The 24,895-nt window shown below is 68.4% G+C and carries 19 protein-coding genes; 14 read left to right on the top strand and 5 right to left on the bottom strand.

Going from position 1 to position 24,895, the window contains the following annotated elements:
• The first annotated feature begins 10 nt into the window (after window positions 1-10).
• Genes ASG37_RS11400 through ASG37_RS11390 form a run of 3 tightly spaced genes read left to right on the top strand, consistent with a single transcriptional unit; the run spans window position 11 to window position 3,751 of the window.
• On the top strand, window positions 11-1,327 hold the full coding sequence (locus ASG37_RS11400; protein ID WP_055759904.1) for an MFS transporter: 1,317 nt from the start codon (window positions 11-13) through the stop codon (window positions 1,325-1,327).
• Window positions 1,324-2,478 (top strand): endo-1,4-beta-xylanase, encoded by a 1,155-nt coding sequence (locus tag ASG37_RS11395; RefSeq protein ID WP_055759901.1) that lies wholly within the window; start codon window positions 1,324-1,326, stop codon window positions 2,476-2,478. The genes ASG37_RS11400 and ASG37_RS11395 overlap by 4 nt, the downstream gene beginning before the upstream one ends.
• A 58-nt stretch (window positions 2,479-2,536) precedes the next feature.
• Window positions 2,537-3,751, top strand: a complete 1,215-nt coding sequence (locus ASG37_RS11390; protein ID WP_055759898.1) for a flavin monoamine oxidase family protein — start codon at window positions 2,537-2,539, stop codon at window positions 3,749-3,751.
• 127 nt (window positions 3,752-3,878) lie between these two features.
• Here ASG37_RS11390 and ASG37_RS11385 read toward each other — a convergent pair whose 3' ends face one another.
• The 3 genes from ASG37_RS11385 to ASG37_RS11375 form a co-directional block, all read right to left on the bottom strand.
• The gene (locus tag ASG37_RS11385; RefSeq protein WP_055759895.1) at window positions 3,879-5,324 is read right to left on the bottom strand and encodes a flavin-containing monooxygenase; all 1,446 of its coding nucleotides are present in this window, start codon (window positions 5,322-5,324) and stop codon (window positions 3,879-3,881) included.
• A 253-nt stretch (window positions 5,325-5,577) separates the two neighbouring features.
• Window positions 5,578-9,798 (bottom strand): translocation/assembly module TamB domain-containing protein, encoded by a 4,221-nt coding sequence (locus ASG37_RS11380; protein WP_055759892.1) that lies wholly within the window; start codon window positions 9,796-9,798, stop codon window positions 5,578-5,580.
• Window positions 9,798-11,933 carry an autotransporter assembly complex protein TamA gene (locus tag ASG37_RS11375; RefSeq protein WP_055759889.1) on the bottom strand — a complete coding sequence of 712 codons (2,136 nt, stop codon included), beginning with the start codon at window positions 11,931-11,933 and terminating at the stop codon, window positions 9,798-9,800. Before ASG37_RS11375 ends, ASG37_RS11380 begins: the two co-directional genes overlap by 1 nt.
• Before the next feature lie 212 nt (window positions 11,934-12,145).
• Here ASG37_RS11375 and ASG37_RS11370 point away from each other — a divergent pair, with 212 nt between their 5' ends.
• Window positions 12,146-13,150 (top strand): YihY/virulence factor BrkB family protein, encoded by a 1,005-nt coding sequence (locus tag ASG37_RS11370; protein ID WP_235525192.1) that lies wholly within the window; start codon window positions 12,146-12,148, stop codon window positions 13,148-13,150.
• On the opposite strand, the gene ASG37_RS11365 is transcribed toward ASG37_RS11370, so the two are convergent.
• A complete protein-coding gene (locus ASG37_RS11365; RefSeq protein ID WP_055759886.1) occupies window positions 13,144-13,626 on the bottom strand; it encodes a MarR family winged helix-turn-helix transcriptional regulator in 483 nt (160 codons plus the stop codon). The genes ASG37_RS11370 and ASG37_RS11365 overlap by 7 nt on opposite strands.
• Before the next feature lie 84 nt (window positions 13,627-13,710).
• Between ASG37_RS11365 and gntA the strand changes: the two genes are divergently transcribed.
• Window positions 13,711-14,397: a guanitoxin biosynthesis heme-dependent pre-guanitoxin N-hydroxylase GntA gene (gntA, locus tag ASG37_RS11360; RefSeq protein ID WP_055759882.1), complete on the top strand. Its 687-nt coding sequence runs from the start codon at window positions 13,711-13,713 to the stop codon at window positions 14,395-14,397.
• Window positions 14,394-14,981, top strand: a complete 588-nt coding sequence (locus ASG37_RS11355) for a DUF1989 domain-containing protein (protein WP_055759879.1) — start codon at window positions 14,394-14,396, stop codon at window positions 14,979-14,981. The genes gntA and ASG37_RS11355 overlap by 4 nt, the downstream gene beginning before the upstream one ends.
• Window positions 14,982-15,081: 100 nt before the next feature.
• Here ASG37_RS11355 and ASG37_RS11350 read toward each other — a convergent pair whose 3' ends face one another.
• Window positions 15,082-15,825: a prepilin peptidase gene (locus tag ASG37_RS11350; RefSeq protein WP_055759877.1), complete on the bottom strand. Its 744-nt coding sequence runs from the start codon at window positions 15,823-15,825 to the stop codon at window positions 15,082-15,084.
• Window positions 15,826-15,935: 110 nt separating this feature from the next.
• Here ASG37_RS11350 and ASG37_RS11345 point away from each other — a divergent pair, with 110 nt between their 5' ends.
• The 8 genes from ASG37_RS11345 to ASG37_RS11310 all read left to right on the top strand — a co-directional run bounded on the left by ASG37_RS11345 (window position 15,936) and on the right by ASG37_RS11310 (window position 24,892).
• Window positions 15,936-17,120: an acetyl-CoA C-acyltransferase gene (locus tag ASG37_RS11345; protein ID WP_055759874.1), complete on the top strand. Its 1,185-nt coding sequence runs from the start codon at window positions 15,936-15,938 to the stop codon at window positions 17,118-17,120.
• 283 nt (window positions 17,121-17,403) lie between these two features.
• Window positions 17,404-19,617 (top strand): FdhF/YdeP family oxidoreductase, encoded by a 2,214-nt coding sequence (locus ASG37_RS11340; RefSeq protein ID WP_235525202.1) that lies wholly within the window; start codon window positions 17,404-17,406, stop codon window positions 19,615-19,617.
• The gene (gene fdhD, locus ASG37_RS11335) at window positions 19,614-20,393 is read left to right on the top strand and encodes a formate dehydrogenase accessory sulfurtransferase FdhD (RefSeq protein ID WP_055759869.1); all 780 of its coding nucleotides are present in this window, start codon (window positions 19,614-19,616) and stop codon (window positions 20,391-20,393) included. The genes ASG37_RS11340 and fdhD overlap by 4 nt, the downstream gene beginning before the upstream one ends.
• On the top strand, window positions 20,393-20,941 hold the full coding sequence (locus tag ASG37_RS11330) for a molybdenum cofactor guanylyltransferase (RefSeq protein ID WP_055759866.1): 549 nt from the start codon (window positions 20,393-20,395) through the stop codon (window positions 20,939-20,941). Before fdhD ends, ASG37_RS11330 begins: the two co-directional genes overlap by 1 nt.
• Window positions 20,942-20,973: 32 nt before the next feature.
• Window positions 20,974-21,450 (top strand): chemotaxis protein CheW, encoded by a 477-nt coding sequence (locus ASG37_RS11325; protein WP_055759863.1) that lies wholly within the window; start codon window positions 20,974-20,976, stop codon window positions 21,448-21,450.
• Entirely contained in the window at window positions 21,447-22,718 is a 1,272-nt protein-coding gene (locus ASG37_RS11320; protein ID WP_200909745.1) for a CheR family methyltransferase, read from the top strand. The genes ASG37_RS11325 and ASG37_RS11320 overlap by 4 nt, the downstream gene beginning before the upstream one ends.
• Window positions 22,715-23,230: a chemotaxis protein CheW gene (locus tag ASG37_RS11315; RefSeq protein WP_055759857.1), complete on the top strand. Its 516-nt coding sequence runs from the start codon at window positions 22,715-22,717 to the stop codon at window positions 23,228-23,230. Before ASG37_RS11320 ends, ASG37_RS11315 begins: the two co-directional genes overlap by 4 nt.
• A gap of 3 nt (window positions 23,231-23,233) precedes the next feature.
• The gene (locus ASG37_RS11310; protein ID WP_055759854.1) at window positions 23,234-24,892 is read left to right on the top strand and encodes a methyl-accepting chemotaxis protein; all 1,659 of its coding nucleotides are present in this window, start codon (window positions 23,234-23,236) and stop codon (window positions 24,890-24,892) included.
• The last annotated feature ends 3 nt before the right edge of the window (window positions 24,893-24,895 follow it).

The raw sequence follows: 24,895 nt of genomic DNA, 5'->3' as shown, positions 1-24,895 counted from the left end.
AGGAGAGCGCATGTCCCCGAATCCGCCCGAATCGCCGGCCTCCTCGCTGCCGCCGCTGGCCAAGCCGGCCGGCCGGGTGCGCTGGATCGTGTGTGCGCTGCTCTTCTTCGCGGTCGTGCTGTCCTATGTCGACCGGCTGGTGCTGGCAGTGCTCAAACCCGATCTGGCGCAGACCTATGGCTGGTCGGAAACGGGCTATGCCGATCTCGCCTTCTATTTCCAGCTTGCCTATGGCCTCGCCTATGTCGTCGCCGGGCGGATCGTCGACAAGGTGGGAGCGAAGGCCGGCTATGCGCTGGCGATGATCGTGTGGACGGTCGGCCATGTGCTGCACACCGCCTTTACCTCGACCAGCGGCATGATACTCGCGCGGATGCCGCTGGCGGCGGGCGAGGCGGGCACCTTCCCCGCCGCGATCGCCGCGACCAACGAATGGTTTCCCAAGCGCGAGCGGGCGCTGGCCATCGGCATCTTTAACGCCGGGTCGAACGTCGGCGCGCTGCTGACGCCGCTGCTGGTGCCGTTCATCGTCGTGACGCTCGATCTTGGGTGGCGCGCCGCGTTCTGGATCACCGGCGCACTGTCGCTGGTGTGGCTGGCGGCATGGTTCGGCTTCTATCGCCGGCCGCGCGACAAGGCGTCGCTATCGGCGGAGGAACTGGCGTGGATCGAGGCCGATCCGGTCGAGCCGCAGCGGGCGGTGCCGTGGAGCCGGATGTTCCGCATCCGCCAGACCTGGGCCTATATCGCCGGGCGGTTCCTGATCGATCCGGTGTGGTGGACCTTCCTGTTCTGGCTGCCCGATTATTTCGCCAAATCGTTCAACCTGTCGATGAAGCAGTTCGGGCCGCCGCTGATCGCGGTCTATCTGCTCGCCGATGTCGGATCGGTGGCGGGCGGGTGGCTCAGCACCCGGTTGATCGGGCGGGGCATGTCGATCGGGCGGGGCCGCAAGACGGCGATGGTCTGCGCGGCGCTGTGCGCGGTGCCGATCGCCTTTGCGACCCATGCGCCCAGCATGTGGATCGCGGTAGGGCTGATCGGCCTCGCCTGCGCCGGACATCAGGGGTTTTCGGCCAACCTCTATGCCTTGCCCGGCGACCTGTTCCCGCGCTGGATGGCGGGATCGGTGATCGGGATCGGCGGACTTGCCGGCGCGGTCGGCGGCATGTTGATGGCGAAGTTCGCGGGCATGATCCTCGAAACGGTCGGCAGCTATCAACCGATCTTCCTGGTCGCCGCCTGTGCCTATCTGGTCGCGGTCGGCGTGATCCACCTGATCGTTCCCCGCTACACCCCCGTCGATGCAAGGCAAGTCACCGCATGACCATGATCGATCGCCGACAGGCGCTGGCGGGCGGCGCCGCGTTGCTCGCCGCCGGGGCCACCCCGGCGCTGGCCGCGCCCGCCGACACGCTGAACGCCGCCGCCCAGTCGCGCGGGCGGCGCTTCGGATCGGCGTTCGCCTTCGGCACGGCGGGCGCGGATCGCGCCTCGTTCGCCAACCCGGCCTATGCCGCGCTGCTGCGCCGCGACTGCAGCGTGCTGGTGCCCGAGAACGAGATGAAGTGGCAGGCGATCCGCCCTGCCCCCGACCTGTTCGATTTCAGCCGGTTCGACCCGATGGTCGACTGGGCGGTGGCCAACGGCTTCGCCTTGCGCGGGCATACGCTGCTCTGGGCCTATTCGCGCTGGTTCCCGGCGTGGCTCAACAACTACGATTACGGCGCGCGTCCGGCGAGCGAGGGAGCGCGGGTGCTGTCCAGCCATATCGACACTGTCACCCGCCGCTATGGCCGCAAGATCACCAGCTATGACGTGGTGAACGAAGCGGTCGATCCCGATACCGGAGCCCTTCGCGTCACGTCGCTGTCGACCGCGATGGGCGGGACCGAGGCGGTGCTCGACCATGCGTTCCGCACCGCCCGCGCCGCCGCGCCGCATGCCGAACTGGTCTACAACGACTATATGAGCTGGGAGGACGGCAACGGGAAGCACCGCGCCGGCGTGCTCAAACTGCTCGAAGGATTTCGCCGGCGCGGCGTGCCGGTCGATACGCTGGGGGTGCAGTCGCATATCGGGCTGTTCGCGCCGAGCCCCGATGCCGGCGCGCTGGCGCGGCGGCTGGAGCCCGAATGGCGCCGCTTCCTCGATGCGGTGGTGGCGATGGGGTATCGCCTGATCGTCACCGAATTCGACGTGCGCGACAAGGGCCTGCCCGCCGCGATCGCCCCGCGCGACAAGGGGGTCGCCGATTTCGCGCGCGCCTATCTCGACATCATGCTGTCCTACCCGCAACTGCGCGACGTGCTCGCATGGGGGATGAGCGACCGCTATAGCTGGCTGCGCACGTTCGAGCCGCGCACCGATGCGGTCATCAACCGTGGCTGCCCCTATGACGACCGCTTCGCGCCCAAGCCGCTGTACGGCGCGATGGTCGGCGCGCTGGCGAATGCACGCGAACTACGGATCATCTGAGCGGAACCCGGCCACGGATGGCGCACTGTAGCGGTCCGTCACGACAGGACCCGCGCTTATGATCGACGTCGCCATCATCGGAGCCGGTGCCGCCGGGATCGGCGCGGCGCGCGCGCTCCATGCCGCCGGGCGATCGGTCGCGGTGTTCGAAGCGGGCGACCGGGTCGGCGGGCGGGCGCATAGCGTCACGATCGACGGCATGACGCTCGATCTCGGCTGCGGCTATCTCCATTCGGCCGGGCGCAATCCGTGGGTCGCCATCGCCGGGGACGTCGGGTTCGCGATCGATCGCAGCCGTCCGAGCTGGGGCCAGCAGTACCGCGACCTCGGTTTCTCCGCCGCCGAGCGGCAGGCGGCGAATGCCGCGCGCGCCGCGTTCGAGGCACGGTTGCGGAATGATCCACCGGCGAGCGACCGCGCCGCCGACGCGCTGGACCCCGCCGGGCCATGGAACGGCTTCCTCGATGCGATGTCGGGCTATCTGAACGGGGCCGATCTCGCCTCGCTCTCGGTGGCCGATTACCTTGCCTATGACGATGCGGCGACCGACGACGACTGGCGGCTGCCCGATGGCTATGGCACGCTGGTCGCCGCCAGCCTGCCGCCGGTGCCGCTGTACCTTGGCACACCGGTCCGGGGCATCGAGGAACGCGCGGACGGCGTCGCGATCGTCACGCCGCGCGGCAGCGTGAAGGCGCGCGCGGCGATCATCACCGTATCGACCGCGGTGCTGTCGCGTGGCGGGATCGCGCTGCCGGGGTGTTTCGACCCGAGCCTCCATGCCGCGAGCCACCTGCCGCTGGGGCTGGCCGACAAGCTGTTCTTCGCGCTGCCCGACGATCACGGGCTGGCGGCGGAGAGCCATCTGCTCGGCAATCCGCACCGCGCGGCGACGGGCAGCTATTATCTCTGCCCGTTCGGGCGACCGGTCGTCGAATGTTTCGTCGGCGGCAGCGGCGCGCGGGCGCTGGAGCGCGAGGGGCTGGACGGCGCGGCAGCCTTCGCGAAGGCGGAACTGGCAGCGTTGCTCGGCGCAAGGCTGGTCGACCGGATGGCGCTGATCGCCGGATCGGCATGGGGCCGGGCGAGCCATTTCGGCGGATCGTACAGCCATGCGCGGCCCGGCCATGCGAATGCGCGCGCGGTGCTGGGAGAGCGGCGGCACGACCATATCCTGATCGCGGGGGAGGCGGTGTCGCCGACCGACTTTTCGACCGCGCATGGGGCGTATGCGACCGGGGTCGCGGCGGCGGAGGTGTTGCTTCGGGACTGAAAGACTCCCCTCCCTGACAAGGGAAGGGCCGGGGGTGGGTCGGCCTGCGAGGGAACGACAGCATCCGCCCCAAACCTACCCACCCCCACCCCCTCCCTTGTCAGGGAGGGGAGAGCCTTTCGCCCCCTTACCGAAACTCCATCTGCTCGGTCACGTCGCCGAAACGCATCGTGATCCGGTCGCGCAGATAGCTTTGCCGGACGCGCCACGGCGCCTTCGATCCCTGCCGCGGCAACCGGTCGATGCCGCGCTTCACATAGCTGGAGGTGAAGTCGAGCAGCGGCTCCTCGGTCAGATCGGTATCGGCGATACGCGGCGTCGCCTGCACGGCACCCCGTGCCTTCATCGTGTTGAGCAGGCGGCAGACATAGGCGGCGGTCAGGTCGGCGCGCAGCGTCCACGAGGCGTTGGTATAGCCGAACGCATAGGCGAGGTTCGGCAGGTCGCTGAACATCATTCCCTTGTAGTTCATCGCCTTGCTCGGATCGACCGGTTGCCCGTCGATCGACAGCGTCGCCGCGCCGAAGAGTTGCAGTTCGAGGCCGGTGGCGGTGACGACCACATCGGCGGGGAGGTGGGTGCCGTCGGTCAGGCGGATGCCGCTAGCAGTGAAACGGTCGACATGGCCGGTCGCGACCTCGGCGTGCCCCTCGCGGATCACCCGGAACAGGTCGCCGTCGGGGACAATGCACAGCCGCTGGTCCCATGGATCATAGCTGGGTGAGAAATGCTTCTTGACGTCATAGCCCGGCGGCAGCGCGGCGCGGACCTGTTTCAGCAGCCAGCGGCGGACCGCCTCGGGCTTGCGGCGCGAGCGGACGTAGAAATACTGGCTGATCCCGATCCGCAGCCAGCGGGCGATGCCATATGCGGCACGCCACGGCAGCACCCGGCGCAGGACGCCCAGCAACGGATCGCGCGCGGGCGTAGTCAGCACATAGCTCGGCGAGCGTTGCAGCATCGTCACCTTCGCCGCGCGGTCGGTCATCGCCGGGACCAACGTTACCGCCGTCGCGCCGCTGCCGATCACGACGACCTGCTTGCCGCTGTAATCGAGATCGGCGGGCCAGAATTGCGGATGGACGATCGTCCCGGCGAAATCCCCCTCCCCGGCGAAGGTCGGGCGATAGCCCTGCGCATAATCGTAATAGCCGGTGCAGAGATACAGGAAGCCGCACGACAGCGTCGTCGTCTCGCCCGTGTCGGGCCGCTCGATCGTCAGCGTCCAGCGGGCGTCGGCGCTCGACCAGGCGGCATGGACCATGCGGTGGTGATAGCGGATGTGCGAATCGATCCCGCTCTCGCGCGCGGTGTCGGCGATATAGTCGCGGATGGTCGCGCCATCGGCGATCGCCTTCTCCCCCGCCCATGGCCGAAAGCCGTAGCCGAGCGTGAACATGTCCGAATCCGATCGCACGCCGGGATAGCGGAACAGGTCCCATGTGCCGCCAAGTGCGCCCCGCCCCTCCAGCACCGCGAAGCTGCGATCGGGGCACAGCCGTTGCAGGTGATGCGCCGCGCCGATGCCCGACAGCCCTGCCCCCACCACGATCACATCGAACTTGTCGGGCATAGCGGCCGCCTCTCCTTGCGCCGCCGCTATGCCCTCAACCGGGGGATCGGCTCAAGCGAAGAGGCTGTTTGAAAAGCGCGGTTGCGCGTTTTACGGTGCCGGCCCGCTCCCCCCTCCCGACCACCCACTTGAGTATCCTGCTGGGTGGTCGGGAGAGGGTAGCCCAGCAAAGTAACACTTTGCTAGGACCCGAGGGGGAGCGGGCCGGCACCGCACAAGAAACCCGCGCTTCCGCTAGTTTCCAAACGAACGCTCAGTAATCGCGGCTGTAGCGTACCGAGGCGTTCGATCCGCCGAACGATCCGGTCTGCGACAGCACCGACAGCGTCTTGGTCAGTGCGATCTGGATCTGCGTGGCGGTAAAGCCACGCGCGTCGGTGATGATCTCGATGTAGATGTCGTCGGTCAGGTATTTGCCCGCCGCAAGGCTGGTGCCCCGCCCGGTCGCCTCGTCACCGCCCAGCACGCGCAGGCGATCGAACCCGGTCGCCGAGCGCAGCTTGCCGAGCGGGTTCAACCCGCCCCCGCCCGATCCGCGCAGCGAATTGAGCGCGGCGGCGAGCTGGATCGCCTCGGTCGCCGACAGGTTCGTCACCGAACTGCCGAAGAGCAGCCGCGAAAGCACCTCGTCCTGCGCGAGCGCCGGGGTCGAGGTAAACGCGATCTGCGGGGCCTGCGCCGTGCCGGTCACGTTGATGACGGCGGTCACGCCTTCGGCGGTGGTGGTGGCGGAGATGTCGATCACCGGGTTGGTGAAGTCCGACCCTTCGAAGCGGATGTTGCCGCGTTCGACCTCGAACCGCTTGCCGGCGAACGAATAGGTGCCGCGCACGAGGCGCAACTGTCCGTTGATCGTCGGCGCGGCCGAGGTGCCGGCGATACGCAGATCGGCCTCCCATTCGGATTCGAGGCCCATGCCCGACACGAACAGCCGGTTGTCGGCGCGGACACGCAGCGCGAGGCGGAACAGCCCGGCCGAAGCGGCGGCCTGTCTCGGCGGTTGCGCCGCGCGGGTCGCGTCGCTCTTGCGGCGCACCCCGGTCAGCTCGGGGACTTCGGCCGCGCCCTGGCGGATGATCTGATAGCGCGCCTCGGGGATGACGAGATCGCCCGAGATCAGCCCGCCGTCCGCCCCGTTCTGGATTCGGACGTCGCCAGTGGCCGATGCTCCCAGCGCGTCGCTCCGCGCCAGTTGGGCATTGCGCAACTGCGCGCGAATATCGACCGGGAAGCCGCTGTTCGCCGCCAGTCCGACGCTTCCCTGCGCCGCGACCGTGCCTTCGCCCGCCGTGGCGCGCAACTGCACCAGTTCGAACCGGTCGTTGGTGAAGCGCCCGTTAATGCCGAGGTTGGTCAGCCGCGTGCCCAGCGTCTCATTCTCATAGGTCAGCGTATTGGCGCGGACCACGCCGGTCAGTTGCGGCGCCTGCACCCGCCCGCCGAAATCGGCGGCGATGCCGATCGCGCCGGTCAGTTGCTGGTCGGCCAGCCCCGCGAACGAGAACAGCACGCCCGCCGGGCCGTTGTAGCGGATACCGCCCGACAGCGGCGCCGCCAGCATCCGCGTGACCCACGACCCGCTGCCCGGCGGCAACGGCCGCAGGTTGGCGACCATCCGCCCGACCGTGGTCGTGCCGCGCTGGATCAGCGCCCGGCCACTGCCGCCTTCGGGCCTGAGGTCGCCGGCGAACACGATGTCGACCGGTTCGGAGACCGAGGCAAGGCTGGTCCGCTGGAAATTGCGGATGGTCAGCCGGGCATCGGCGCGCGGGAAGCTCTGATCGGCGGCCTGCGCAAAATCGAGGCTGCCGGTGGCGGTGCCGCCGATCCCGGTGCCGGGAACGAAAGCGTTGACGATGCCGAGGTCGAGCCGGTCGAGCCGCGTCTGGATCGACATGCCATTGCCATAGACGCCCGCCGCACGGATCGAGCCTTGCGCGAAGTCGATCCGCGTCGGGTAGAGGCGATAGCCGCCGGTCGCAGGCGTGATCCGCGCCGGGTTGATCGTGCGGAACGGGATGTTGTTGGCGACGCCCTGCAACGCGACGAGATATTCGTTCGGCTGCAACCGGGCATTGGCGGCGACGCGGAACGGCACGCCCGACGATCCTTCGGCGAAGACCTGCGCCAGTCCGTTGCCGCCGCGATAATTCACCTTGGCGCGGCTGCGTTCGAGGACGAAGTCGCCCATCGACAAATTGGCGACCTGCACGTCGGCGACGATCTCGGGCTGGTCGTAGAGCACCGCGCTGGCGGTGACGATCGCACGGCTGATGCGCAGCCCCATGTCGCCGGGGATGACCGCGTTATAGGCGCGCGCGTTCACATCGGCGCGCTGGTAGCGGCCCTGTGCCGAGAGCCGCGCGACACCCGCCACGCCCGATCCGGCGAAATTGACCCGGCCGGCGAACGGTCCGGCATTCGTTGCCTCGACCCGGCCGTCGATGTTCATGCCGGCGAAGGTCGCCGAGCGAATATCGGCGACGAGGCGCGGTGCGGTCGAAACCAGCACGTCGGCGCGGAACGGACCATAATCGGTGCCGCCGCTCGCCTGGATCGCATAACGGTCGCCGATCCCGCGTACCCTTGCTTCGAGGTTGACGAGGCCGATGCCGACGCCGGGCCGGGCCGCGCGCAACAGGATCTGCGGTGCGGCGACGCTGCCCGTCACCTGCGCGGTCAGCGGACCGTATTGCGTCGATACCGCCTGCGCGTTGACCAGCAGCGGCCCCGCCGGGTCATAGCGGCCCGACCCGTTCAGGATGCGGAACTGCGGCGCGTTCATCCGCAGGTTGGAAAAGGTAATGAGCCCGTTCGGATCGACGCCGACATCGACCCGCGTGGTCGACACATTGCCGCCGAGGAAATTGCGCACGCCTTCGTTGAACAGCCGCGTGGTCTGCGCGACCACCCGCCCCTTAATGCCGAAACCGCCATTCGGCGCGGCATAGAGGTTCGCGTCGGTCGACAGGTTGAGGATGCCGATGCTGGCGACTTCGTAGTCGTTGATCCGCCCCTTGATCGCGCCGGTATAGCGCCCGGTCGACAGGTTGGCGGCAACGATCGCGGTCGCATCGATCCGGTCGGAACGGATGCGCAGATTGTCGGACAGCACCTGATCGCCGTTGATCGCCAGATCGCCGTTGATCGAAACGTTGGTGACGAGCCCGCCGACGGCGGCGTTCAGCCCGGTGATCCGTTTGGCGCGCGCCTTGATCGGGATCAGGATGCGGTCGGCGTCGACGGTCGCGCGCCCTTCGGCATACAGTTGTTCGACGGCCATCTCGCCGAAGCCCAACGCCGCCGCCTGAATCTTGTAGTCCACGGTCGGCGTGCCGAAGCCGCCGTCGAGCACCACCGCCGCCCGGACCGAACGACCGTTGAGATTGGGGGCGATCGCGCCCGGCGTCAGCAGCATCGCCTCGGTGCGGAAATTGCCGAAGCGGCTGCCCCCGAGATCGAGGATGCCGGCGGCGTTGACCGCCAGCGCGCTGGAGCGAAGCTGGATACGGGTATCGGCCTTGCGGTCCGCGAGCGTCGCGTCGATCGCGACGTCGAGGCGCGGCGACGTCAGCCGTTCGACCGGTCCTTGCAGGATCAGCCCCGGCTGGGTCGATCCGCGCACGGTGAAGCTGCCGTTGCGGCCGGTGATCGTCAGATCGGCGAGCGGACGCCCGCCGAGCGTGCCGGCGAGACGCCCCTGCCAGTTGGTCCAGCTACCCCGGCCGTCGATCGTCGCAGCGATCGGTTGCTTGAGACCCGCCATGCCGGCGATCATGCCGTTCGCCGGGCCGGTCACGCGCGCATCGACATCGAATTTGTCGTCGTCGGGCACCGCGTCGAGTTTCAGCGTGACGCTGTCGCCGCCGCCCAAGCCCGGCGCGGCGATGGTCAGCGCGTTGGCGGACACCTGCGCGCGGCGATCGGCGATATGCACCGCACCGTCGATCCGGGCGATATGGCGCTGGCCGGTGACGGCCGGGCCGACCTCGATCCGGTCGACGCGCAGACGGTTCACGTCGATGTCGTAATCGGGCAGCAGCGGCGCGTTGGGATCGCCCGGCGGGGTATCCTTCAACACCGGGTTGCGCGCATAGCGCACCAGCGGACTGGTGAGGCTGCGCACATCGACATGGCCGTTGGTGAAGGCGAACGGCCGCCAGTCGAGCGCGACCTGCGGCGAATAGGCGAAGACGCCGCGCGTATCGGACAGCCGCAGGTCACGAAGGGTCAGCGCGCCGTAGAGCGACCCGTCGATCCGGCCGATATTGACCTTCAGCCCCGATGCGGTGGTGTACCCGTCGAGCTGGCGGACGACGAAGCCCCGCCCCGGTCCGGTATTGAGCGCGAAGACCAACGCGACGACCGCCACGAACAGCACGGCGATGGCGATGCCGATCCATTTCAGGATGCGGACCCACAGCGGCTGCTTGCGCACGACGACGGTCTCGGTCGCGGAGTAATCCTCGGCCATCAGAATGCCTGCCCGATCGAGATATAGAGTGCGATTTTGGACTCACCGGGACGCCGGGCGATCGGCGTCGCCACATCGACCCGCATCGGCCCGAAATTGGTATAGAAGCGGCCGCCGATCCCCGCGCCGAAGCGCAGGTCGGACGCATCGGGCAACGCCCCTTCGTACACCTGCCCCGCGTCGAGGAACGGCACGATGCCGAAGTTGCCGAAGCGGTAGCGCGCCTCGATCGCGAATTCGTTGAGGCTGCGCCCGCCGATCGGCCGGGCGAGGTTGTTGCCGTCCTCGTCCACCTCGGGGGTGCGCGGACCCAGTTCCTGGAAGCCGAAGCCGCGCACCGATCCGCCGCCACCGGCGTAATAGCGCCGCGAGGGCGCAAGGTCGTCGCGGTCGATCCCCTGGATCGATCCGGCACGGGCGCGCCCGGCGATGACGATGCTCTGCCCGATCGGATAATAGCCGGTGCCCTCGACCATGAAGCGGCCGTACGGGCGCACGCCGTCGGACACCGATCCTTCGGGGCTGACGTTCAGCTTCACGCGGAAGCCTTTGGTGGGGTTCAGCAGATTGTCCGACGTGTCGAACCCGGCGAACAGCGGCAGCGCGGCGATGCCATAGGTGCGGCGGCGACGCTCGCCGACGGTGAAGTCGTAGGTGTCCTCGTTGGTGCCGATCAGTTCGGCGCCATAGGCATAGGTGAAGCGCTTCTGCCAGATCGGCGTCGAATCATACGACCAGCGGATGCCGAGCGTGCCGGTGAACGCCTCGAACGCATCGTAATTGCTGCGGCTGGCGTTGGCGAGAATCTGGAAGGTGCGGTCGCGCCGGCCGGCGTTCGACCGGCGGAAGGTGACGCCCGCGCCCTGTTCCTGCGTGCCCGCCACGCCGCGCACGATCAGTGCGCCTTCGGGCGGGAACAGGTTGCGGTGGGTCCATGATCCCTCAACCCGGAGCCCCTGTCCGGTGCCATATCCCGCCTCGCCCGCCAGCGTGCGCGCCGGGCCGGCGTCCTGCCGGACGAGCAGGTTGACCGCCTCGGTCCCGTCGGCGGCGACCTGTCCGGTGCGCTGCGGTTCGACCGAGACGCTGGAGAACAGCCCCGTCGCGACCAGCGCGGCGCGCAGATCGTCGACCTTGCGATTGTCGTACAGCTCGCCCTGCCGGAAACGCGCCAGCACGCCGACATGCTCGGCATCGAACGCCAGCTTGCCGGTGGTGGAATAGGTGCCGAACGACGAGCGCGGCCCGGTATCGACCGGTAGGGTGTAGCCACCCGTCACCGTCGCATCGTCGAGCAGGATGTCGCGCTGCCCGACCTGCACGAACGGATAGCCCTGTTGCGGCAGCTTCAGGCTGACGTTCGCCTCGGCCGCCTGGATTCGTTCGGCGTCGATCGGATCGCCGACCTTCAGCGGCAGTTCGCGGTCGACGAGGTTCGGCGGCACCGTCGGCTGGGTATCGATGCGGATCGACGACAGGGTGTAGAGCTTGCCCGGCAGCGCGGTCACGACCGCGCGGATGCGTCCGCCCTGCGGCTGTTCGATCATTGAGCTGACGGTGCCGTCGTAATATCCCTTGGCGCGCAGGATGCGCAGCGCGAGCGATTCGTCTTCCTTGGCGCGCGCCTGCACCATCGTCGCGTTCGCGGCCTTGCCGTCGCCTTCCTCCAGCGAGGAGAGCGCGCGGAACTGCGCCGTCCCCCCGATCGCGTCGAGGCCCTTGACGACGGTGTCGTAGCGGATTTCGACCGCACGCTTGTCATCGACGCCCGCGACCTCGACCGGGGTCACGTCGAAGGTGCCGAGCGGCGGCAGCGGCTGCGCCAGTTCGGCCGCCTCGGGCAGTATCGCATCGGGCAGGGTTTCGGGCACGACGGCGTTTTCCGTCGCCGGCACCGTCGGGCGGACCGGCGCGGGCGCGGCCTGTGCCGTGGCGGTGGTCGTCGTCGCGGGCTTTGGCGCGGCGGATGCCTCGAACCCGGCGATCGGTTCCAGCGGGGCGTTGATGTCGCCCGACAGGCTGGGCAACGCCGCATCGAATTCGGCATCGGGAACGATCGGGCCGTCGTCGGTGTTGGCAGGTGGCATGGTGGTTTGCGGACGGTCGGTCGATACCGACGGGGCCGTCTGCGCCATGACTCCGCAAGGAATCATCGTTCCTGCCAGCAGGATAGCGACCGTGCGCGCGCGAATTTCCGCCAACTGCTATCCCCGTGTCGTTCAACCTTGGGTTGCAGCGCACAACCCCCCTTGCGACCCCAAACGCGCGTTCGGCGGATTTGGTTCATTTCTACCCACTTGCATCCGTTTTGCGGTGCGGGCGTTGCATGTCGGCGAAGGGGACTGATGTGACGGAAAGCAGGACGCAAATCGATCCGGCCACGATTCCGGGGAGTGGATCGACCCATCCATGGGCGCATCCATGGGCGGCGTGGAAGGCGATTCTAACGCGCGTCTACACCATGGTCGGCTATCACAATCTGACGCTGATGGCGGCGGGGGTCGCCTTTTATGCGTTCCTGTCGATCGTGCCGATGCTCGGCGCGATCGTGATGACCTATGGCCTCGTCGCCGATACCGCCACGGTCGCGCGGCACATGCAGACGATCTTCGAACTGGTGCCGGCCGATGCCGCGCGACTGATCTCCGACCAGTTGATCGCGGTCGTCACCACCGCGTCGCGGCAGGCGGGCCTCGGCCTCGTCATCGCGCTGCTGCTCGCCGTCTATGGCGCGATGCGCGCGGCGAGCGCGATCATCCAGGCGCTGAACGTGATCTACGAAGAGGAGGACGAACGCAGCATCGTCACCACCACGCTATTGTCGGCAATGATTACGCTGGCGGCGATTTTCGCGGTCATCGTCGGCATCGTGTCGGCGGGCGTGCTGACATGGTTGCAGAGCGCGGTCGCGTTCCTCGGTACGGCGGGCGCGGTGATGATCCAGATCGTCACCTGGGGCGTAGCGGGCGCGATCACCAGCGCGGGCATCGCCTTTGCCTATCGCTACGGGCCGGACCGGACGCGGGCACAATGGCGCTGGCTGTCGGTCGGATCGGTCGCCGCCACAATCCTGTGGTTGCTGGCGACGGTCGGCTTCGGGGTCTATGCCGCCAATTTCGCCAATTACAACGCGACCTATGGCGCGCTCGGCGCGGTCGTCGTGCTGCTGATGTGGCTGTTCGTCTCCAGCCTCGCGATCCTGATCGGCGCGGAGATCAATGCCGAGGCCGAACGCCAGACCGCGATCGATTCGACCGTCGGTCATCCCCGGCCGATGGGCCATCGCGGCGCGCGGCTGGCCGACACACTGCCGAGCAAGCGCCAGTTGAAGCCCAGGCGTGGCGCCTATTGAGCGGCGGCGGTGCGTTCCTCCAGCACGTCGGCGGCGTCCTGAATCCGCGCCAGCATGTCGCGCAGCACCTCGATCTCCTGCGGCGTGAAGCCGGCGAACAGGTCGCGTTCGATCGTCAGCGCCCGGGGGGCCACCTCTTCGTAGAGCGTCCGCCCCGCCTCGGTCAGCGCGAGCAGGTGCGAACGCTGGTCGCCGGCATTGGCATGGCGGTCGACGAGGCCGCGATCGACCAGCGCGATCGCCGCGCGGCTGACCGTCACCTTGTCCATCCGGGTCGCCACGCACAGCGCCTGCTGGGTGATGCCGTGATGTTCGGCGATCACCGTCACCAGCCGCCATTCGGGGATGCGCAGCCCGAACAGCGCGCGATAGGTGGAGGCCACCGCGTCGGATACGCGGTTCGACGCGATCGACAGGCGATAGGGCAGGAAATCGTCGAGGAGCAGCCGTTTGTTCACGACCCCGACTGTTACCATTTAGTGACGGGTCGTCAACGACTTGGAACCGGGAACGGCAGCGAAACGTAGTGTTCGTCCAACAACCGGGCCGGGACCTCCGCGATGTTCAACTGGAAGCACGAAGCGCAGGATCGCCTGCAGGCGATGTTGTTCGCCCATGTCGACGACCGCGTCTTTCCCTGCGTCGGGGCGAAATCGGCGATGGCGAAGGGCACGCTCGACGTGCTCGTCTGCTCGCGGATCGACAGCGCGTGGGACGATGTCCGCATCCACGATGCGCTGATGCGGCTTGCCGAGGCCTATCGCCGCGACCGGGCGATGTACCGCAGCTTCGCGGTGATCTTCGAGGGGCCGGACGACCTGAGCGAAAATGCGTTCGAGCGTGCGCTGTGGCAGCGGGTCCAGTCGCTGTCGGACAAGGACGTGTGGCGCAGGCAGGAATATGACACGCGGGTCAGCACCGATCCCGACAATCCGCATTTCTCGCTGAGCTTCGGCGGCGAGGCGTTCTTCATCGTCGGGCTGCACCCCAATGCCAGCCGCCCGGCGCGCCGGTTCGAGCGGCCGACATTGGTCTTCAACCTGCACGACCAGTTCGAACGGCTGCGCGCCGAGGGCAAGTACGAGACGATGCGCGAGAAGATTCTCGTGCGCGACGAGGCGCTGGCGGGCAGCCGCAACCCGATGCTCGAACGGCATGGTGCCGCCAGCGAGGCGCGGCAATATAGCGGGCGCGTGGTCGATGACCGCTGGGCCTGCCCGTTCCACTATTCGGGGGAGGCCAAGTGACGACGACCATCCCCGAACGGTCGGGCACCGCCTTCCGGCTGGCGAAAGGCGAGACGCTGGTGGTGATCGATCAGAAGGGGGAACAGGTCGCCGACCTGCTGGCGTTCAACGCCGATGATCTGGACGAGGTGATCTCGTCGGGGCGGACGCTCGATTATGCCGAGACGATCCGGCTGACGACCGGCCACGCGCTCTATTCCAATCGCAGCCGGGTGATGCTGGAGATTATCGCCGATACGGTCGGCACGCATGATTTCCTGCTGACGCCGTGCTCCTATGACACCTTCCACCATTTCTATCCCGACCTGCCGCCGCATCGTGGCTGTTTCGGCAATCTGGCGGCGGCGCTCGAACCGTATGGCGTGGTGCCCGACCGGATACCGGTGGCGTTCAACTGCTTCATGAACGTGCCGGTCGATGGCGCGACGGGCAAGCTGTCGGTCCTGCCGCCGGTCAGCAAGGCGGGCGATTCGATCACCTTGCGCGCAGCCATGAATCTGGTGATCGGCCTCACCGCCTGTTCGGCTCCGGCGTCGAATGGCGGCAGTTTCAAGCCGATCGAGTATCGCATCGAACCGGCCTAGGACCGATCGACATTCAGCCGGACGGCGGCTCATGCGTCTCCCCTCCCTGTCAGGGAGGGGAGAAAATTGGGACGGCATTTCGTTGAATGTCGATCCGGCCCTAACCGCCAACACTCCAGACGAGGAAGGCGGCGATCGCGAGCAGCGTGCCGAGCGGCAACCGGTCGGTCGCCTTTACCTCGCGCCCGGTGATCCGCATCGCCACCACGACGCACAGCCCGGCGACGGTCGAGACCAGCAACACCACCGGCAACGCACGCCAGCCAAGCCACAATCCGATCGCGCCGAACAGCTTGGGATCGCCCCCGCCCAGCCCGGTCCGCCCGCGCGTCGCGCGATAGAGCGTCGCCACCAGCCACAGGCTGCCGAACCCGGCCAGCCCGCCGATCGCCCGGTCGCTGAAATCGGGCGCGATTCCGCCAAGTCCCCCCAACGACGCCACCAGCGCCAGCGCGATCGTCAGCCGGTCGGGCAGCCAGAAGGCGGCAAGATCGATCGCGCCCGATGCCAGCAACAGCCAGCCGCACGTCGCGCCGGCCACCCCGTCGATCCCCGGCGCGACCAGCCCGGCGACGATGCCGATCGCCGCGCCCAGCACTTCGGTGACGAACTGGCCAGGCGCGATGGCCGCGTCACAGGTCCGGCATCGACCGCGCACGGCGAGAAAGCTGACGATCGGCACAAGTTCGACCGGCCGCAACGTCCGCCCGCACCCGTCACATGCCGATCGGCCGGCGGCGACGCTTCGTCCCGCCGGCCAGCGGATCGCCAGCGCGCCGATAAAGCTGCCGAATACGCCGCCCAGCAGTCCCAGCAGGATCGGCCAGAAGAGAGGACTCACCATGATGCCGCCTATCCCCTGCCCGACCCGCCGACGCAACGCCGCTGGCATCCCCCGAACCCACGCCCTAGATACGGTATCAAACGAAACATAATCGTGTTTGGAGAGCCCCGATGTCCGATCCCATCGTCATCCTGTCCTATGCCCGCACGCCGATGGGCAGTTTCCAGGGCAGCCTTGCCGGGGCGAGCGCGACGCAGCTCGGCGCGACGGCGGTCGGCGCGGCGGTCGAGCGGGCCGGCCTGTCGGGCGAGGCGATCGAGCGTATCTACATGGGCTGCGTCCTCCCCGCCGGCTTGGGACAGGCCCCGGCGCGACAGGCGGCGCTCGGCGCGGGGCTGCCGACCCATGTCGAGGCGACGACGGTCAACAAGATGTGCGGATCGGGGATGCAGGCGGCGATCATGGCCGCCGATGCGCTGGCGGCGGGATCGGCCGAGCTGATCGTGGCGGGCGGCATGGAAAGCATGACCAACGCGCCATACCTCTCGACCCGTCACCGTTCGGGCGCGCGGATCGGCCACGACCGGCTGCTCGACCATATGTATCTCGACGGGCTGGAGGATGCCTATGATCCGGGCAAGCTGATGGGCAGCTTCGCCGAGGAGACGGCGGCCGAGTATCAGTTCACCCGTGCCGCGCAGGACGACTATGCGATCGAATCGCTCCACCGTGCCCAGCGCGCGCAGAAATCGGGCGCATTCGACCGCGAGATCGTCGCGGTCGAAGTGGCCGGCCGCAAGGGCACGACGAGCGTACGCGAGGACGAACAGCCCGCGCGCGGCGACGTGGCGAAGATCCCGACGCTGAAACCCGCCTTTGCGAAGGACGGCACGATCACCGCCGCCAACGCCTCGTCGATTTCGGACGGGGCGGCGGCGCTGGTGCTGACGCGACAGTCGGTCGCCGACCGGCTGGGGCTGACCCCGGTCGCGCGGGTCGTGGCGCATGCCGGCCATGCCCATGCCCCCGCGAAGTTCGCCACCGCCCCGGTGTTCGCGATGCGCAAGGCGATGGCGCGCGCCGGCTGGTCGGTGGGCGACATCGATTTGTTCGAGGTGAACGAGGCCTTCGCCTGCGTCGCGATGATCGCGATGCGCGACCTCGGGCTGTCGCATGATACGCTCAACATCCACGGCGGGGCGTGTGCGCTCGGCCATCCGATCGGGGCGAGCGGTGTGCGGGTGCTGGCCACCCTGCTCTCGGCGCTGGAGACGACCGGCCAGCGGCGCGGCCTCGCCTCGCTGTGCATCGGCGGCGGCGAGGCGACGGCGATGGCGATGGAACTACTCGACTGACGACTTCCCTTGTCACCCCGGACTTGTTCCGGGGTCCACCTGCCCGCACGCGCCGTCCCGCGATCGTCAGATGGCATCGTTGGCCGATCGGTGGACCCCGGAACAAGTCCGGGGTGACGACAGGACGACAAGCGGAGCGTACCCTCCCACGCTACAGCGGAACTTTCCAGCATCCCCCGGCGTAGCCTACGCTTAGGCGTAGCCGGAAGGAACAAGCGTGGCGGATCGCGAAGATACGGTTGGATATGACGGTCCGGCCGGCGGCTGGGGTTCGGTCAAGGGCATGTCGAAGATTCTCGGCAAGGAGAAGAACCGCCCCGCCGCGCTGGCCCAGCTTGCCCGCCAGAACAAGTCGAAGGGGTTCATGTGTACCTCCTGCGCATGGGGCAAGCCCGCCGAGCCGCACCCGTTCGAATTCTGCGAGAATGGCGCGAAGGCGACATTGTGGGACCTGACCCCCAACCGCTGCACCCCCGAATTCTTCGCGAAGCACAGCGTCACCGAACTGAAGCGCTGGAAGGACTTCGACCTCGAACACGAAGGTCGCCTGACCCATCCGCTGCGCTACGACCATGCGACCGACCATTATGTCGAATGTACCTGGGACGAGGCGTTCGCCGCGATCGGCGCCGAATTGAAGGCGATCGATCCGAAGAAGGCGATCTTCTACGCCTCGGGCCGGGCCAGCTTGGAGACCTCGTATCTGTGGGCGTTGTTCGCGCGGCTCTATGGCCACAACAACCTGCCCGACAGTTCGAACATGTGCCATGAGACGACCTCGGTCGCGCTCAAGAAGACGATCGGCGCGCCGGTCGGCACCTCGATCCTCGATGATTTCGAATCGTGCGACGCGATCTTCTTCTTCGGGCAGAACACCGGATCGAACAGCCCGCGTTTCCTCCATCCTTTACGCGACGCGGTGAAGCGCGGGTGCAAGGTGGTGACGTTCAATCCGGTCAGGGAACCGGGGCTGATTGCCTTCACCGATCCGCAGAACCCGTTCGAGATGGCGACGCGCGCCGAAACCAAGATCTCGTGCCAATATCATCAGGTCCGCCCCGGCGGCGACGTGGCGGTCATGATCGGCCTCGCCAAACACGTCCTTGCTGCCGAGGACCGGAGCTGGGCCGAACACAGGGTCCATGTGCTCGACGTCGATTTCATCGAACAGCATACCAACGGCTTCGACGAGTTCGCGAAGATGGTCCGCGCGACCGACTGGGCGGCGATCGAGGCGGAGAGCGGCCTGACCCGCGCCGCGATCGAGGCGGCGGGACAGGTCTATGTCGAGGCCGACCGGACGATCGGCATCTACGGCATGGGCCTGACGCAGCAGGTCAACGGGTTCGACAATGTCGCGACCTACGTCAACCTGCTGCTGATGAAGGGCAATATAGGCCGCGACGGGACCGGCATGTCGCCGGTGCGCGGGCACAGCAACGTGCAGGGCCAGCGCACCGTCGGCATTTCGGAAAAGCCCGAACTGGTGCCCAACGACCGGTTGCGCGAACTCTACGGCTTCGATCCGCCGATGGAGCATGGCCACAACACCGTCACCGCCTGCGAAGGGATATTGAAGGGCGAGATCGACGCCTTCGTCTCGCTCGGCGGCAATTTCCTGCGCGCGATCCCCGATCTCGAACGGATCGAGGCGGCGTGGCCGGCGATACGCCTCACCGTGCAGATCGCGACCAAGCTCAACCGCAGCCACCTCATCAACGGCAAGGTCGCCTATCTTCTCCCCTGCCTTGTCCGTACCGAGGTCGACGTGCAGGCCGGCGGCGAGCAGATCGTGTCGATCGAGGATACGTTCAGCCACATCCACGGATCGATCGCGACTCATCCGCCGGCCAGCGAGCATCTGAAATCGGAGATCGCGATCCTCGCCGGCATCGCCAAGGCGACGCTGGCGCCGAACCCCAAGGTCGACTGGGACGGGTGGACCGCCGACTATGCGAAGGTCCGCAAGCAGATCGAGCTGACCTATCCGGAAGAGTTCCACGATTTCGAGGAACGGATGTTCACCCCCGGCGGCTTCTATCGCGGCAATTCGGCGCGCGAGCGGGTGTGGAAGACGCAGAGCGGCAAGGCGGAGTTCACCGTGCCCAAGACGCTGTCGGGCACCGATATTCCCGATGCGCCGGGCCGGCTGCGGCTCATCACGCTGCGGTCGAACGATCAGTTCAACACGACGATCTATGGCTATGACGATCGTTTCCGCGGCATTTCGGGCACGCGCGACGTGGTGATGATGAACCCGAAGGAGATCGCCAAGGCCGGGCTGCATAAGGGTCAGATGGTGACGATCGTCGGCGATGGCGACGACGGCATCGACCGCCGCGTCGGCGGATTGAAGGTCGTGCCGTTCGACCTGCCCGACGGCTGCATCGCCGGCTATTATCCCGAACTCAACCCGCTGATCCCGATCGGCTGGCACGACCGCGAATCGAAGACCCCGGCGGCCAAGGCCGTGCCGGTCCGCATCCACGCCGGATGAGCGATGCCCCCAGCGCCATCCGCAGCTTCGCGCGGGTGGCGGCTGCCGGCACCCCCTCGCCCACCGACCAGCCGGTCGCGGTCGAGGCGCCGGTCGCGATCGAGATCGACGGGCTGGGCTATGCTGTGCTGATGGCGACGCCCGCCGATCTGGCCGACCTCGCGACCGGGTTCGCGCTGGCCGAGCGGTTGATCGACCATGGCGGCGAACTGGTCGACGTGGACGCGCATGCGATCGATCGCGGTACGTTGCTGCGCCTGACGCTGATCCCCGACCGCCACGACCGCGTCGCCGAACGGGTGCGCCATCGCGTGTCCGAATCGTCGTGCGGATTGTGCGGGATCGAAAATCTCGAACAGGCGCTGCGGCCGCTGCCGCCGCTCACCGCGCATAGCGATGCGACGCCGGCGGCGATCCTTGCCGCCGCCGCCGGCTTGCGCGACCATCAGCCGCTGTCGCGCGCGACGGGGGCCGCGCATGCCGCCGCGCTGTGCGCCGCCGACGGCACGATCCGTCTCGTCCGCGAGGATGTCGGCCGGCACAATGCCTTCGACAAGCTGATCGGCGCGATGCGGCGCGAGGGCCATGACTGGGACGGCGGCTTTGCGCTACTCTCGTCGCGCTGCTCGTTCGAGCTGGTCGAAAAGGCGGTGCTGGCCGGCTGCCCGCTGCTCGCCACCCTGTCGGCCGCGACCAGCCTCGCGATCGATCGCGCCGCCACCGCCGGGCTTCCCTTGCGCACTGCCGTTCGCGGCGACGCGATGCTGGCGTCGTGATGCGGGTGCTGGGCGCGATCATCGCCGGCGGGCAGGCCAGCCGCTTCGGCAGCGACAAGGCGCTGGCGCTGCTCGACGGACGCGCGCTGATCGACCGGGTGGCGGACGCGCTTGCCCCACAGGTCGATGCGGTCGTCGTCGTCGGGCGCGATCATGGCACGCTGGCGTCGGTACCCGATCGCCCCGCGCCGGGTCTGGGGCCGCTCGGCGGCATCGCGGGGGCGTTGCATCATGCGGTGGTGAGAGGGTTCACGCACGTCCTGACGGTGCCGTGCGACGCCCCGTTCCTGCCGGGTGATCTGCGTCAGTTGCTCAACGCCGCTCCCCTCCCTGGAAGGGAGGGGAGCGCCGCCTACTTCGCCGACCTGCCGGTCATCGGCTGGTGGCCCGCCACTGCGTTGCCCGCGCTCGATACCCTCCTCGCCGGAACCGGATCGCGATCGGTCCGCGCGTTCGGCGACCGGATCGGCGCGACCGCCGTCGCCGCGCCCGCCATCGCCAACGTCAACACCGCCGACGATCTCGCGCGGCTTGCGCAACACGACTGACAGGCCGTCCCCCGATCGATATAGCGCGCAGGATGACCGGCCCCTTCCTGATCCTGCGCACCGGCGCACAGCGGCTCGCGCTGCCGATGGCGGCGGTGCGTGGCGTTCTGCCGCTGCTGCCGGTCGAGACGACGCCAGGGCTGCCGCGCCCGCTGCTGGGCTTCATCGATCTGCGCGGGCAAATGGTGGCGGTGCTCCACCCGCTGGCGCTGCTCGATCCCGCCGCGCCGGTCGGGCCGGTCGGGCTGTTCGCACACCTCGTCCATCTGAAGGGCGCGGACGCTCCCTGCCTGCTGGTCGACCGCGCGGAAGATGTCGTGTCGGGCGAGGTCGGCGACATCGACCCCACGCTCAGCCTGAACGAAGCGATCATCGGCGAACTGGCGGTCGGCGACACGGTCGCGCATGTGATCGATCCCGACCGGCTGCTGCTGTCGGCCGAACGCAATACGATCGACCGGCTTGCCGCCGCCGCCACCGCGCGGCGCAACCAATGGGTGGCGGCATGACGCTGCCGCGCAACGACCCCGTCTTCGCGCAGGTGAAGGCGATGGTGATCGAACGCACCGGCCACCATTATTATATCGACAAGGACGGGCAGCTTTTCGAACGCATCGCGCAGCGCATGGCCGATCGCGGCGACGCCACGCTCGCCGCCTATCGCGACCGGCTGCTGCGGGCCGATGGCGACGAATGGCCGCACCTCGAAAGCGCGGTCACGATCAACGAGACGTTCTTCTTCCGCTTCGCCGAACAGTTCGACGCGCTGCGGACGCATATCCTGCCCGCGCTGATCGAGGCGCACCGGATGGACAAGCGGCTGCGCATCTGGAGCGTCGGCTGCTCGACCGGCGCGGAAGCGCATTCGATCGCGGTGCTGCTCACCGACCTGCTGGGCGACGCCATCGCCGACTGGCGGGTCGCGCTGACCGGCACCGACATCGACGAGGCGGCACTGGAGGTCGCGCGGCAGGCCGACTATGGTGCATGGTCGCTGCGCACGCTGGGCGAGGCCGAACGCGCCCGACTGTTCGACCGCAGCGGCGACCGCTACCGGTTGAAGGACCGCTATCGCGGGATCGCCCGGTTCGAACGGCACAATCTGATGGCGATGATCGCCGATGCCGCGCCGCTGCATTTCGATGGCTACGACCTGATCCTGTGCCGCAACGTGCTGATCTATTTCGCGCATGACGATGCGACGCGGATCGTCGGCGCGCTGGCCGACCGGCTGGCGGGCGACGGGCTGTTGCTGCTCGGCCATGCCGAACCCAATCCGACGTTCGATGCCGTGGCCGATCCGGTGCAGGTCGGCGGCATCCTCGCCTATCGCCCGCATGGCTCGGTGCCGCGCCCGTCCGCGCCGGCGCCCGAACCGTCCCGCCCGGTCGCCCCGCCGGTCCGCCGCGAACCACGCATCGCGCTGCCGCCCCGCGCCGTGCCACTGCCGCCCGTCCCGCCACCAGTCGTCGCGCGCGCGCCCGATGCGGTCGCCTGCTACCTCACCGCGCTCGGCGCGATGGCGGCGGGCGAGCGCGAGCGGGCCGAGCGCGGCTTTCGCGACGCGCTCTACCTCGACCGGTCGTTCGCGATGGCGCATTATCTGCTCGGCCGGCACCTGCTGGCGCAGGGGCGCACCGACGATGGCCGCCGCAGCCTGACCAACGCGCTGCGCGTCGCCGCCGCCCTTCCGCCCGATGCCGAACTGGCCGAGGGCGAGGGGATGACCGCCGGCGCGATGGCCGCCGCCGCCCGCCACGCGATTACCACACTGTGACGGTGCTCACCATCATCGCCGACGGGCTGGACGACGCCGCGATCGCCGCCGTGCTGCGCGATCGGCAGCGACGGGTGGCGCAGGCAGGCGACACCGCCGCCCATCCGACCGAAACGCTGCTCGCCTTCGATCTGGGCGGCATCGCCCATGCCCTGCCGATCGGCGACGTGCGCGCCGTCGCCGCGCTGCCGCCGGTGTCGCGCGTACCGCAGACGCCGGGCGCTTTGTTGGGGTTGGTCGCGTGGCGCGGGGCGGTGGTGAACCTGTTCGCGCCCGCCGCCGCACTGGGGCGCGAGGCGACGGCGGCGGGGGCGATGATCGTGCTGCGCCACGATAAGCCGCGTATCGCGCTGGCGGTCGACCGGCTGCTCGGCGTCGTCACCGCGGGCGTGGATCCGGCACCCCCGACGCTCACCCGGCTGGTCGATACCGGCGGCGGTGATCGCCTGACCCGGATCGACCCTGCGCAACTGATCGATCACCTGCTCCCGAAGCGTCTTCAGGAAGGATAAGCCTTGTCCGTTTCCACCCGCATCGCCGCGGGGTTCGCCGCGATCACCGCCATCCTGCTCGCCCTCGGCGTCTATGCGCTGGCGCAGATCGGCGACGTGCGCACGACCGTCGACCAGATCGTCGGGCGTGACCTTGCCTCGATCCAGGCGCTCGGCCGGATCGATCAGGCGCTGTCGCGCAAGGTCGAGGCGCGCGGCACGATCGTCCGCGCGTTCCTGACCAACGATACGGCGGGCGTGCGCGACGGCACGGTCGCATGGCGCGCCGCGATCGACGATGCGACCCGCGACATCGCCGAACAGCAGCGCGCCGCCGAAAGCTACCGCGCCGATGCGATCACCAACGCGCGCGCCGAACAATGGACGCGGATGGTCGCGCAACTGGGCGACGCCGAAGCGGCGCTGTCGCGCACGCGCGGCGATGTCGAGGCGCAACTGGCGGCGGTGCGCGGCGGGGATCGCGCGGCGGTGCTGGCCGCCGAAACCGGCATCGTGCGCGATCATGCCGCGACCGTCGCCCGGCTGGCGCAGGCGCGCGAGACGCTGAACATCGCGATCCAGCGCGGCAGCGAGGCGACGCGCGACGTATATGATACCAGCCGGCGCTCGATCCTGATCGGCCTGCTGCTCGCGGTCGTCATCAGCGTGGTGGTCGCGGTGACGATCCGCCGGTCGGTGGTAGGCCCGTTGAGCGAGTTCATGGGCTTCGTCGGCCGGATCGGCGGCGGCGACCTGTCGACCACCACCGCCGCCACGGGCAAGGACGAACTGGGGCGGCTGGGCGTTACCCTGAACGACATGGTTTCGGGGCTACGCACCATCGCCACCCAGAACCGCGCCGCGACCGAGAACCTGAACGCCGCCGCCACCGAAATCCGCGCCTCGACGCAGGAACAGGCCGCTTCGGTCGAGGAACAGTTGGCGGCGGTGCAGGAAACAGCGGCGACCGTCGACGAGATCACCCACAGCGGCGCGCAGATCAGCCGCCGCGCGCAGGAAGTGATCGCGGCGGCACAGGCGACCGCGCAGGTAAGCGATTCGGGTCTCACCGCCGTCGCCGACACCGCGCGTGCGATGGACGCGATCCGCGATCAGGCGGAGGCGGTAGCGACCAACATCGTCGCCCTGTCCGAAAAGACGCAGGCAATCGGCGACATCATCGCGACCGTCAACGACGTGTCCGAACGCTCGCATCTGCTCGCGCTCAACGCCTCGATCGAGGCGGCGGCGGCGGGCGAACAGGGTCGCAGCTTCGCGATCGTCGCGGCAGAAATGAAGATGCTGGCCGATCAGGCGAAGGGCGCGACGCGCAACGTCCGCTCGATCTTGGGCGACATTCAGCGCGGCATCAATTCGTCGGTGATGCTGACCGAGGAAGCGGTCAAGCGCATCGCCTCTGGCAAGGAACGCACCGATCAGGGCCATGCCGCGATCGAGGAACTGGCCGCGCGGGTGCAGGAGAATGTCCAGACCTTCCAGCAGATCGTCGCGTCGACCAACCAGCAGCAGATCGGCATCGAACAGGTCACGATCGCGCTGCAGAACATCCGCCAGGCATCGCAGCAGACCGCCGCCTCGACCCGCCAGCTCGATCAGGCGGCCGGCGACCTCAGCGACCTGTCGCGCACGTTGGTGTCGCTGACCGAACGCTATCGGCTGTAACCG

The sequence above is a fragment of the Sphingomonas sp. Leaf407 genome (assembly GCF_001425385.1).
GTDB lineage: Bacteria > Pseudomonadota > Alphaproteobacteria > Sphingomonadales > Sphingomonadaceae > Sphingomonas.
This window is presented reverse-complemented; position numbering and strand designations above follow the sequence as displayed.